The sequence below is a fragment of the Streptomyces sp. NPDC043176 genome (assembly GCF_056436715.1).
Genome location: NZ_JBWKCA010000009.1, coordinates 79,946 through 91,507, shown reverse-complemented (window position 1 = coordinate 91,507; position 11,562 = coordinate 79,946). Strand labels below are relative to the sequence as shown.

Below are 11,562 nucleotides of genomic sequence, written 5' to 3'. Positions count from 1 at the left end.
AGCCTTTCGTAAGTGACCGGGGTTTGTAGAGAGTTGCCAGGGATCGTGATGCCGTCACGGCACAAACCCGCCAGTGCCCGGGATCCGCCACAGCGGACGAAACCGTTCCAAGCGGGGCGAGTCCACCGCCCGCGCGGTCAGTTCTCCTTCGTGCGGGCGTAGTGGCGGGAGGCCTTGGCCCGGTTGCCGCAGACCGCCATCGAGCACCAGCGGCGGGTGCCGTTCCGCGAGGTGTCGAAGAAGTGCAGGATGCACGCCTCGTGCGCGCAGGCGCGGATCCGGTCGGGGGCCGTGCGCAGCAGGTCGAGGTAGTCGCGGGCGGCGGTCCAGCCGGGCCCCCAGGACGGGTCCGTGAACTCGGCCTCCTCGCCGGGACCCGCGGTGGTGAGCGTGGCCCTGATGCGGCCGTGGCCGAGGACCGCGTCGACCCGCGCGGTGGCGGCGGGGTCGCCGGGGCGGTCGACGAGCCCGGCGAGCGCGTCCCGGGCGGCGAGGGTGTGGCGCAGCGTCGTGGCGTCCGCCGCGAACCGTCGCTCCAGGCGGTTGGCGGCGAGCCAGACCGCGAACCCCTCGACCCCGCCGAGCAGGTCCTGCCGGACCCCTTCCTCGTTCCAGCGGGTGTTGAGCAGGTCGAGGGAGAGCGGTTCGCCGACGAGCGGCCGCGGGTCGACGACGGTCATGGCGGACACCCTCCTCGGTGAGCTAACCCCTCAAGAGTACGTGAACGGTTGACGTTTCTCGCAGCTAACCCCTAAAGTCGAAGTAAGAGGTTAGCCCCAAGGGGGCGGCCGCAGCAGAGAGGGAACCGTCATGTCCGCGATCGGCAGACTCGCCACCCACCACGTCGGCCTCAGCGTCACCGACCTCGACCGCTCGCTCTCCTTCTACGGCGACGTCCTCGGCTTCGACGTCCTCGGCGAGGGCGAGGAGGGCGGCAGCCGCTTCGCCTTCCTCGGCCAGGGCGGCAGCCTCGTCCTCACGCTCTGGCAGCAGGCCGACGGCGCCTACGCCCCCGGCCGCGCCGGCCTCCACCACCTGGCCTTCGAGGCGGAGTCCCCCGACCACGTCCGCGCCGCCGAGGCAGCCCTCACCGCCCGCGGCGCCACCTTCGCCCACGACGGCCTCGTCGCCCACCGCGAAGGCGCCTCCTCCGGCGGCATCTTCTTCCACGACCCCGACGGCACCCGCCTCGAGATCTCCGTCCCGAAGGGCCTCGAAGACGCCAAGGCCCCCTCGGCAACGGCCCCGACCTGCGGCTTCTTCTAGCCGCGCCCCGGTCGTGGGCAATCGTCCCGCAGGGCGGAACGGGTGGGCGCGACCGGAACGCGCCCCCCGCGCCCGGGCCCGCACCCGCACCCCGAGACCCCGCACCCCAGGAGGCCCCCCGTGACCACCGCGTACCACCCCGGCTCCCTCGCCGTGCAGGCGCGCGAAGGCGTCCGGCAGCTCGCCGACCACGTAGGCCGCTCCATCACCCCCGGCATCCGTCCCGTCGCCGCCGCCTTCCTGGAAGCCCAGCCCATGCTCGCCGTCGGCGCCGCCGACGCCGACGGCCGCGTCTGGTCGAGCCTCCTCACCGGCGACCCCGGCTTCGCCCGCGCCACCGGCCCGCACACCGTCTCCGTGGCCGGCGGCATCCCCGTCCACGACCCGCTGGCGGGCGCGGTCACCGCCGACGGCACCCCCGTCGGGACGATCGCCCTCGACCCCCGCACCCGCCGCCGCATGCGCCTCAACGGCATCGCGCGGCCCAGCGCGCGCGGCTTCACGATCGAGGCCCAGCAGGTCTTCTCCAACTGCCCGAAGTACCTCCAGAAGCGCGACCTGTACGGTTCCGATCCCGCCCGCCGCCCGGACGGGGGCGCCGTGCGCCACGGCGACGCGCTCACCCCCGACCAGGTGCGCCGCGTCCGTACCGCCGACACCTTCTTCGTCGCCACCAGCGCACCCGACGGCGTCGACACCAGCCACCGCGGCGGCATGCCCGGCTTCGTCCGGGTCGACGCCCCCCGGGAGCTCAGCTGGCGCGACTACCCGGGCAACGCGATGTTCCTGACCCTGGGCAACCTGGAGTCGGACGGCCGCGCCGGCCTCCTCTTCCTCGACTGGGAGACCGGGACCACCCTCCAGCTCACCGGCCTGGCGCACACCGAGTACGGCCCCGAGGGCCGCGTCACCCGCTTCCGCGTCGACCGCGCGGTCGACACCCCGTCCGCCAGCCCCCTCCGCTGGTCCGCCCCCGAATACTCCCCGGCCAACCCGGCCGTCCCCTGACACCCCGGCACACCCGAGACTCCTGGAGACCCCGTGGCCACGACCGCTCCCGCCCCCGCGACCACACCCACCGCCCCGCCCCGCGCCACCGCCCCGCCCAGGCCCCGCCCCACCGTCCTCCTCGCCGCGACCGCCGCCAGTGTCACCGCCCTCCTCCTCCTGGTCGCCGTGGGCACCCTCCTGCACCAGCCGCTGCTGATCCCGCCGTTGGCGGCGAGCATGGCCCTGGTGGCGGGCGCGCCCGCCCTTCCGCTGTCCCAGCCGCGCTCGGTGGTCGGCGGCCAACTCCTCTCGGCCCTCACCGGGTTCGCGGTGCTCGCCGTGGCCGGCCCCGGCCTGTGGGGCGCCGCCGTCGCGGGCGGCCTGGCCCTCGGCGTGATGACGGCGGCCAGGACCCCGCACTCGCCCGCGGCGGCCACGGCCGTCATCGTGGCCCTCCAGGCCCCGTCCTTCTGGTCGTTTCTCGGCCTTCTCGCGCTCGCCTCCCTCCTTTTGGTTGCCGTCGGCCTCGTGGCGGGCCGCACCACGGGGCGGGCGTATCCCGTGTACTGGTTCTAACCTCGTTCCATGCAGCAGGACTTGCGGGTGGCGGCCTACGCCGTGTGCGTCCGGGGCGACGAGATCCTCCTCGCCCGCTGGGTCGCGAAGGACGGCGGCAGACGGTGGACCCTGCCGGGCGGCGGCATGGACCACGGGGAGGACCCCGTCCACACCGTCGTCCGCGAGGTCGAGGAGGAGACCGGCTACCTGGCCGAGCCCACCGCTCTCCTCGGCATCGACTCCATCCGGCGGTCCTGGCTCCGCCGCCTCGGCGGCCCCGGGGACTTCCAGGGCCTGCGGATCGTCTACGAGGCACGGATCACCGGCGGCGCCCTGCGGAACGAGCAGGGCGGCTCCACCGACCTGGCCGCCTGGCACCCGCTGGACTCCGTGCCCTCCCTGGACCGCGTCGAACTCGTCGACATCGGTCTCCAGCTCTGGCGCGACCGGCCGCCCCTGGGCCGCTCGCCCCTCACCGACCCGGCGAACGGCTGACCCCTCCGGCGGAACGCGGGCCCCTCCCCCACACGGCTGAAAACGGCTCAACCGTCAGGAGCGGGATCAACCTCCCGCCCCCACCCGCGGTCCCCTTCCCCGACCGCAGCACCACGCAGTACACGATCAGGGGAGCACCGCATGTCAGCCGGACGCACCGTCGTCGCCGCCACCCTCGTGGCCGGCCTCGCCGCCACCGCCCTCGCCACGCCCGCCCTCGCCACGCCCGCGCACCGTCAGGACCACACGGCCACCCAGCGGGCGCTCCGGGCGGCCGTCGCCGACGGCGTGCCCGGCGCCGTCGCCCAGGCCCGTGACGGGCGCGACCGGTGGACCGGAACCGCCGGCGAGCGGAAGGGCAACGACCGCTACCGGGTCGGCTCCATCACCAAGACCTTCACCGCCACCGTCCTCCTCCAGCTCCAGGCCGAGGGCCGCATCGACCTGGACGACACGGTGGAGAAGTGGCTGCCCGGAGTCGTCCGGGGCAACGGCCACGACGGACGGAAGATCACCGTGCGCCAGTTGCTCAACCACACCAGCGGCATCTACGGCTACACCGAGGACCCCGCCTTCCAGGAGCGGGTCTTCGGCCCCGGCTTCCTGGAGCACCGCTACGACACCTGGACTCCGCGGCAGCTGGTCTCCGTCGCCATGACCCACGGGCCGCAGTTCGAGCCCGGCACCGACTGGAGCTACTCCAACACCAACTTCGTCCTCGCCGGCATGGTGATCGAGAAGGTCACCGGCCGCCCCTACGGCAAGGCCGTCGAGAACCGCATCATCAAGCCGCTCAAGCTCCGCGCCACCACCGTCCCCGGGACCCGCACGGCCATGCCGGAGCCCAGCAGCCCGGCGTACTCCAAGCTCTCCCGGGACGCCGACGCCCCGGTCCACGAGGTCTCCGACCTCAACCCGAGCATCGCGGGCGCGGCCGGCGAGATCATCTCCGACTCGCAGGACCTGCAGACCTTCTACCGCGCCCTCCTCAAGGGCCGGCTCCTCACGAAGGACGGCCTCAAGGAGATGACCACCACCGTGGCGGTCTCCCCCGAGTACCCGAACGTGGGCTACGGCCTGGGGCTCATGAAGCAGAAGCTCAGCTGCGGCACGGAGGTCTGGGGCCACGACGGCGGCATCCACGGCTCCAACTCCCTGGCCCAGGCGACCCGTGACGGCGAGCACTCCCTCGCCGGCAACTTCAACGCCGACTGGACGGGCGACACCCAGGCGGTCGTGGAGGCCGAGTTCTGCGGCACCGCGCCGCAGGGGTAGCCGCTCAGCGCGGCAGGACGACGACGTACGCGGAGGGCTGCCGGTCCGGCGCGGCCATCAGGGCCGTACGGACCACGGCGGCCTGCTGGTCCATCGCCTCGCGCAGCTTGCGCGGGGTGAGGTGGACGACCGTGATCCCGAGCCGCTCCAGGTGCTCGCGCTTGCGCGTGTACTCCGACCGGAGCGCGTCGTCGTCCTGCCGCGGCGCCCGGGTGTCCAGCTCCACGGCGACCGCCTGGTCCGGCCAGTAGGCGTCCACGCCGCCCAGGTGGGGGCCGCCCGGCAGCCGCAGGTCCACGTTCCACAGCGGGTCCGGCAGGCCGAACTCCCGCACCATCTCGTACAGCCGCTGCTCGGAGAGCGAGCGCCCCTCGGCCAGCAGCGTGTCCACCGCGTCCACCACGTGCGGCCGCGTCAGCAGCCGGGCCCGGTTCAACTCCCGTACCACGGAGCCCGGTTCGCAGTGCCCGCCGCGCACCGCCTCGGTGAGCAGCCGGCGTACCGTCTCCGGATCCGAGAGGCCCGACACCGCGTCGGCGACGGCGCGGGCGACCGGCGCGACGGGAACGCCCGTGAGCTCGACCGGTTCCGGGGCCTCGGGCGCGCGCACCACCCGCACCCAGCCGGTCGACCGCAGCCGCCGGGTGCGCGGCACCAGCACGTCGATCCGATCCAGGGCGGTGAGCGGGGGAGCGGACGTGAAGCGGTGCAGGGCCAGGGCGGCGAGCCCGGTGATCATGGGGTCGGGTCCCTGGGTGGGCACGGCGCCGGTCCTGCGGGCGTAGAGGAGAGCGGCCTTCAGGCGGTCCTCGCTGGTGGGCGGCCCCGGCTGGAGCAGGAACACGCCGGGCAGCAGCTGCTGCCAGCCGCCCGGCCGGCAGTGCGCGGCCACTTCGGCGGCGGGCATCCCCTGCGCCCTCAACTGGTCGGCCGACGCCAGGCGTCGGGCCCGCCCGGTGCGGGGGGAGAGGGGGAGGGGGAGGGGGGTGATGGGGGTGTTGTGGTTCATGTCGGGGGTCTTCCGCTCCCGAAGGCTCCCCTAACCCCTGTTACACACCCGTCGACATTCAGGGACAAGACCGCCCTAAAGTACGCGCGTTCGACTGCCGATGAGGGGCGCCCGCAGGGAGCGCCGCCCACCAGGACACAGGGGGTGTCCCGCCGGGCGGACCGACGGGACACCCCCCTGTCGACTACTCCGCCGCGCGCCCGTCGCACTCCTGCGCGCGCAGCGCACGCGCCAGGTCGTCGCGCCCCTCGAGGACGAGGCGGCGCAGGGCCGGCGCGGCCGACTCGTGGGCGGAGAGCCAGCCGTCCGCGGCGGCCAGCGTCGTCCCGTCGTCCTGGAGACCCGGGAACAGGCCACGGACGACGTCCATGCCGATCTGGATCGACCGGTCGGCCCACAGCTGCTCGATCGCGGCGAAGTACTTCTCGCCGTACGGGGCGATCAGCTCGCGCTGCGAGGCCTGGACGAAGCCCGTGATGGTCGCCTCGACCAGCGCGTTCGACAGGGTGTCCGACTCGACGACCCGCGCCCAGGCCTGCGCCTTGACCGCCGCCGAGGGCCGCGAGGCGAGGAGGCGGACCTGGTGGCGCTTGCCCGTCGCCGTGTCGTCGCGGGCGAGTTCCCCGTCGATCCGCTCCTCGCCCGCGAGGCCGTGCACGACGAGCGGGGTGAGCAGCGCCCAGCGCAGCTCCTGGTCGACGTCGAGGCCGTCGATCTTCGCGGTGCCGTCGAGCAGCCCCGCCAGGAGCTGGAAGTCGGCCTCGGACGAGGCCGTCGCCGCGAAGAACCGCGCCCAGGTCAACTGGTGTTCGCTGCCCGGCCGGGCCAGCCGCAGCTCCCGCAGCCCGCCGTCGGCGAGCAGCCGCCCGCCCTCCTCGCGCCACGCGGGCGCCGCGTAGTGGGTGACCGCAGACCGCGTCCAGGCGTGCACCATCTGGAGGACGCCGATGTCGGTCTCGCTGCCCGCGAAGGCGAGCGCGACGGCGACGAAGTCCCGGGCGGGCATCAGCCCGTCACGGGTCAGGTTCCACAGCGCGGACCAGCACAGGGCACGGGCCAGCGGGTCGGCCACGGAGCCGAGGTGCGCGCGCACGGTGGCGAGCGAGGCCTCGTCGAAGCGGATCTTGCAGTACGTCAGATCGTCGTCGTTGACGAGCACCAGGTCGGGCTTCCCCTGGCCGGCGAGCTCGGAGACGACGGTCCGCGCCCCGGTGATGTCGACCTCGGCCCGGGCGTACCGGGCGAGCACCCCGTCGGACAGCCGGTAGAGGCCGACCGCCGCCCGGTGCGGACGCGGCTCGCCGCCCTCCTGGACGACGGCGAGCTCGGTGATCCGGCCCTCCGCGTCGCAGGTGACGGCCGGCGTCAGGGTGTTCACGCCGGAGGTCTGGAGCCAGGACTTCGCCCAGGCCCTCATGTCGCGGCCGGAGGTCTCCTCCAGGATCGCGAGGAGGTCGGCGAGCCGCGTGTTCCCGTAGGCGTGGCGCTTGAAGTAGCGGCGCGCGCCCTCCAGGAACGCCTCCCGGCCGGCGTACGCGACGAGCTGCTTGAGGACCGACGCGCCCTTGGCGTAGGTGATGCCGTCGAAGTTGAGCTTGGCGTCCTCCAGGTCACGGATGTCGGCCGTGATCGGGTGCGTGGACGGCAGCTGGTCGGCGCGGTACGCCCAGGCCTTGCGGTTGTTGGCGAAGGTCACCCAGCTGTTGGTGAAGCGGGTGGCCTCGGCGTTCACGAAGGAGCCCATGAAGTCGGCGAACGACTCCTTCAGCCACAGGTCGTCCCACCACACCATGGTGACCAGGTCGCCGAACCACATGTGCGCCATCTCGTGCAGGATGACGTTGGCCCGGCTCTCGTACTGGGCCTGGGTGACCTTGCCCCGGTAGATGTACTCCTCGCGGAAGGTCACCATGCCCGGGTTCTCCATCGCGCCGAGGTTGTACTCGGGGACGAAGGCCTGGTCGTACTTCCCGAAGGGGTACGGGAAGTCGAAGTTGTCGTGGAAGAAGTCGAAGCCCTGCTTGGTGACGAGGAAGACGTCGTCCGCGTCGAAGTGCTTCGCCAGCGACTTGCGGCACATCGCGCCGAGCGGGATCTCCAGGTCGCCGCGCGTGTAGCTGTCGGTCACGTAGTGGTACGGGCCGGCCACGACACAGGTGATGTACGTCGAGATGGGCGCCGTCTCGGCGAACCGCCACACGCCGTCGGCGTCCTGCTCCCCGGCGCCGTTCGACCAGACCGTCCAGCCCTCGGGGGCGGTCACCGCGAAGCGGTACGGCGCCTTGAGGTCGGGCTGCTCGAAGTTCGCGTACACCCGGCGGGCGTCGGACGGCTCGTACTGCGTGTAGAGGTAGACCTCGCCGTCCTCCGGGTCGACGAAGCGGTGCATGCCCTCGCCGGTGCGGCTGTAGGCGCACTGCGCGTCGACGACGAGGACGTTCTCGTCGGCGAGGCCGTCGATCGCGATCCGCGAGCCGTCGAAGACGACCGCCGGGTCGAGCGGGCGGCCGTTGAGGGTGACCGCGTTCACGGAGGGCGCGATCAGGTCGACGAAGGTCGAGTCGCTCGTGCCGGTGCGGCGGAAACGGATCGTCGTCTCCGAACGGAAGGTGCGGACCGCCTCGGCGGAGTCGCCGACGGCCGAGCGGAGGTCGAGGACGACCTCGTACCCGTCGACGGACAGCAGCTCGGCCCGCTCCTGGGCCTCGTCGCGGGACAGATTCTCACCGGGCACGGTCACTCCTTCGTGGCGCGTTCGAAACAGCCGCAATCCTCCCATGTGCGGCCGTCCGCCAGGACACGGGAATCCCGGCGCCCGGGAATGCCGTCGCGCGTCCCCGGCGTTGCCTCCTTTCGGCGCACCGCCTACTTCCCACGGCCGTACCGAGGAGTGACATGTCCGAGAGCAGGACCACCGCCGACTTCTACTTCGACCCGCTGTGCCCGTGGGCCTGGATGACGTCCCGCTGGATGCTGGAGGTCGAGCGGGTCCGCCCCGTCGACGTGCGCTGGAAGGTCATGAGCCTGGCGGTCCTCAACGAGAACCGCATCGACGAGCTCCCGGAGGAGTACCGGGAGATGCTGCAGACCAAGGCGTGGGGCCCGGTCCGGGTCGTCATAGCGGCGCAGCAGCTGCACGGCGACGAGGTCGTCGGCAAGCTCTACACGGCGCTCGGCACCCGCTTCCACAACAACGGCGAGGGCCCGACCCGCGAGGCGATCGCCGCCGCCCTGTCCGACGTGGGCCTGCCCGAGGACCTGGTGGAGTACGCCGACAAGGACACGTACGACACCGAGCTGCGCGCCTCCCACCAGGAGGGCATCGACAAGGTCGGCCAGGACGTCGGCACCCCCGTCATCGCCGTGCCGGGTCCGACGGGCGACGAGGTCGCCTTCTTCGGCCCGGTCGTCACCCCGACCCCGCGCGGCGACGCGGCGGCCCGGCTCTGGGACGGCACCCTGCTCGTGGCGTCGACGCCGGGCTTCTACGAGATCAAGCGCACCCGCACGGCGGCGCCCAGCTTCGAGTAGTCACCGGTCCGCACCCCGGGTACGGAAGAACCCCCGCGATTCCTGTCATCGCGGGGGTTCTTCCTTCATCCGCCTGCCCGGTGAAGGTTGAGAAGACGATCACGAGCAGGACGACGGGGGAGCCCTTCCGGGCTCGGGCTCAGAAGGAGATCAGCGGTACGGAGGCTTTGGCGGCGTGGTAGCGCCTGCTCACGTCCTGCCAGTCGACGACCTGCCACATGGCCTCGATGAAGTCGACCTTCTGGTTCTTGTACTGCAGGTAGAAGGCGTGCTCCCAGGCGTCGAAGACGAGGATCGGGACCGAGCCCTGACCGACGTTGCCCTGGTGGTCGTAGACCTGCTCGACGATGAGCCGGCCGCTGATCGGCTCGTACGCGAGGACGCCCCAGCCGGAGCCCTGGGTGGTCGCGGAGGCCTTGGTCAGCTGGGCCTTGAACTTGGCGAAGGAGCCGAAGGACTCGGTGAGGGCGTCCGCGAGGTCGCCGACGCCGTCGGCGGCCAGCGGCTCGCCGCCGCCCCCGTCCTTCGGGCTGTTCATGTTGTTCCAGTAGATGGAGTGGAGGATGTGGCCGGAGAGGTGGAACGCGAGGTTCTTCTCCAGGCCGTTGATCGCGCCCCACTGGTCCTTGTCGCGGGCCTCCTCCAGCTGCTCCAGGGTGTCGTTCGCGCCCTTGACGTAGGCGGCGTGGTGCTTGTCGTGGTGCAGCTCGATGATCTGCGGATTGATCACCGGCTCCAGCGCCGCGTAGTCGTACGGCAGCTCCGGAAGTGTGTAGATCGCCATGTGCCCGGCCCCTTCGCCTGCTCCAGCTTATTGCAACCCATGTGCAGGTGCAGGCTAACAGCAAGTGTGCTCGGTGTTGATCATTCCTTCGTCCTGGGTCCCGTGTCCCGGACATGGCGAAACCCCTGAACCCGCGGGGGTTCAGGGGCCTGCGGCGGATCCGGTGGCGGGCTCAGACGGAGCGGCCGGCCGCCGCCTTCTGTCGCACGAAGCCGACGACGGCCAGTAGCAGGGTCAGCCCGCCCGTCCAGTACAGCTGCACGCGGGTGCCCTCCTCACGGGCCATCAGGACGAAGATCGCCGCCATGCCGGCCAGCGCCACCCAGGTCAGGACGGGGAACGCCCACATGCGCACGACCAGCTTCTCCGGCGCCTCGCGCTCGGTGCGGCGGCGCAGCACCAGCTGCGAGGCGGCGATGAAGAACCAGACGACCAGGATGATCGCGCCGATCGTGTTGAGCAGCCAGACGAAGATGTCGTCCGGCCGCCAGTAGCTCAGCAGCACGCAGCCGAAGCCGAAGACCGAGGAGACCAGCACGGCCGGGCGGGGGACGCCGCCGAAGAGGCGGCCGAGCGCCTTCGGGCCCTGGCCGCGCGCCACGAGCGAGCCCGCCATGCGGGAGGCGCCGTAGATGTTGGCGTTCATCGCCGACAGCAGGGCGACCAGCACCACGACGTTCATGATCTCGCCGGCCGCCGGGATGTCCAGGTGGTCGAGGGCGGCGACGTACGGGCCCTTCTCCACGACCGCCTTGTCGTCCCACGGGACGAGGGTCACGATGACCGCCATCGAGCCGATGTAGAAGAGCGCGATCCGCCACATCGCCGTACGGACGGCCTTGGCGACGCCCTGCACCGGGTGCTCGGACTCGGCGGCCGCGATGGTGACCGTCTCCAGGCCGCCGTACGCGAAGACCGATGCCAGCAGACCCACGATCAGGCCCTCGGAGCCGTGCGGGAAGAAGCCGCCGTCCCCGGTGAGGTTCGCGGTCCCCGGAGCCTCCGTGCCCGGCAGGACGCCGACGATCGCGAGGACGCCGATGCCGAGGAAGAGGACGATCGCACCGACCTTCAGCGCGGCGAACCAGAACTCGAACTCGCCGAAGTTCTTCACCGCCGCCAGGTTGGTGACGGTGAACACCAGCATGAACAGCGCCACCCAGGCCCACTCGGGACTGCCCGGGAACCAGCCCGTCATGATCTTCGCCGCGCCGATGCCCTCCAGGCCGACGGCGACGCAGAGCAGGAACCAGAAGGCCCAGCCCGAGGTGAAGCCCGCCCAGGATCCGAAGGCCCGCTCGGCGTGGACGGAGAAGGAGCCGGAGGCCGGGTTCGCCGCCGACATCTCGCCGAGCATCCGCATCACGAGCATCACGAGGACACCGGAGACGGCGTAGGCGATCACGATCGAAGGACCGGCGGCGGCGATGCCGGCGCCGGAGCCGACGAAGAGGCCGGCGCCGATGACGCCGCCGAGGGCGATCATCGAGAGATGGCGCTGCTTGAGGCCGTGCGAGAGGCCCTCGGCGGGTGCGGTCGCGCCGTCCTTGCGGTCGGCCGGCGCGGGCGCGGTGGTCCGAGACATGGGCGAACCCTGTTCACTAGCTGAGACGGGGAGGAGTCCACAGTCTGGGCGGGCGCACCGCTCAGAGGG

11 protein-coding genes are annotated in these 11,562 nt (G+C 72.2%); 6 read left to right on the top strand and 5 right to left on the bottom strand.

Annotated elements, in window-relative coordinates; all coding sequences use genetic code 11:
- Positions 1 to 137: 137 nt before the first annotated feature.
- Positions 138 to 680 (bottom strand): CGNR zinc finger domain-containing protein, encoded by a 543-nt coding sequence (locus AC067A_RS17075; protein ID WP_478620621.1) that lies wholly within the window; start codon positions 678 to 680, stop codon positions 138 to 140.
- Positions 681 to 810: 130 nt separating this feature from the next.
- Here AC067A_RS17075 and AC067A_RS17070 point away from each other — a divergent pair, with 130 nt between their 5' ends.
- The 5 genes from AC067A_RS17070 to AC067A_RS17050 all read left to right on the top strand — a co-directional run bounded on the left by AC067A_RS17070 (position 811) and on the right by AC067A_RS17050 (position 4,584).
- The gene (locus AC067A_RS17070) at positions 811 to 1,266 is read left to right on the top strand and encodes a VOC family protein (protein ID WP_478620618.1); all 456 of its coding nucleotides are present in this window, start codon (positions 811 to 813) and stop codon (positions 1,264 to 1,266) included.
- Positions 1,267 to 1,386: 120 nt separating this feature from the next.
- Positions 1,387 to 2,274 (top strand): pyridoxamine 5'-phosphate oxidase family protein, encoded by an 888-nt coding sequence (locus AC067A_RS17065; RefSeq protein WP_478620616.1) that lies wholly within the window; start codon positions 1,387 to 1,389, stop codon positions 2,272 to 2,274.
- 33 nt (positions 2,275 to 2,307) lie between these two features.
- Entirely contained in the window at positions 2,308 to 2,832 is a 525-nt protein-coding gene (locus AC067A_RS17060) for an HPP family protein (RefSeq protein WP_478620613.1), read from the top strand.
- A 9-nt stretch (positions 2,833 to 2,841) separates the two neighbouring features.
- Positions 2,842 to 3,309 (top strand): NUDIX hydrolase, encoded by a 468-nt coding sequence (locus AC067A_RS17055; protein ID WP_478620610.1) that lies wholly within the window; start codon positions 2,842 to 2,844, stop codon positions 3,307 to 3,309.
- Between the two features lie 141 nt (positions 3,310 to 3,450).
- Complete coding sequence (locus tag AC067A_RS17050; protein WP_478620607.1) at positions 3,451 to 4,584, top strand: serine hydrolase domain-containing protein; 1,134 nt, start codon at positions 3,451 to 3,453, stop codon at positions 4,582 to 4,584.
- A gap of 4 nt (positions 4,585 to 4,588) precedes the next feature.
- Here the strand turns inward: AC067A_RS17050 and AC067A_RS17045 are convergent, their stop codons facing one another.
- Together AC067A_RS17045 and pepN are read right to left on the bottom strand one after the other, a co-directional pair.
- Positions 4,589 to 5,593 carry a hypothetical protein gene (locus AC067A_RS17045; RefSeq protein WP_478620604.1) on the bottom strand — a complete coding sequence of 335 codons (1,005 nt, stop codon included), beginning with the start codon at positions 5,591 to 5,593 and terminating at the stop codon, positions 4,589 to 4,591.
- A gap of 184 nt (positions 5,594 to 5,777) precedes the next feature.
- Positions 5,778 to 8,327, bottom strand: a complete 2,550-nt coding sequence (pepN, locus tag AC067A_RS17040) for an aminopeptidase N (RefSeq protein WP_478620601.1) — start codon at positions 8,325 to 8,327, stop codon at positions 5,778 to 5,780.
- A 161-nt stretch (positions 8,328 to 8,488) separates the two neighbouring features.
- Between pepN and AC067A_RS17035 the strand changes: the two genes are divergently transcribed.
- On the top strand, positions 8,489 to 9,124 hold the full coding sequence (locus tag AC067A_RS17035; RefSeq protein WP_478620599.1) for a mycothiol-dependent nitroreductase Rv2466c family protein: 636 nt from the start codon (positions 8,489 to 8,491) through the stop codon (positions 9,122 to 9,124).
- A gap of 139 nt (positions 9,125 to 9,263) precedes the next feature.
- On the opposite strand, the gene AC067A_RS17030 is transcribed toward AC067A_RS17035, so the two are convergent.
- Together AC067A_RS17030 and AC067A_RS17025 are read right to left on the bottom strand one after the other, a co-directional pair.
- Positions 9,264 to 9,908 carry a superoxide dismutase gene (locus AC067A_RS17030; protein WP_478620596.1) on the bottom strand — a complete coding sequence of 215 codons (645 nt, stop codon included), beginning with the start codon at positions 9,906 to 9,908 and terminating at the stop codon, positions 9,264 to 9,266.
- Positions 9,909 to 10,080: 172 nt separating this feature from the next.
- Entirely contained in the window at positions 10,081 to 11,493 is a 1,413-nt protein-coding gene (locus AC067A_RS17025; RefSeq protein ID WP_478620593.1) for an amino acid permease, read from the bottom strand.
- Positions 11,494 to 11,562 lie beyond the last annotated feature (69 nt).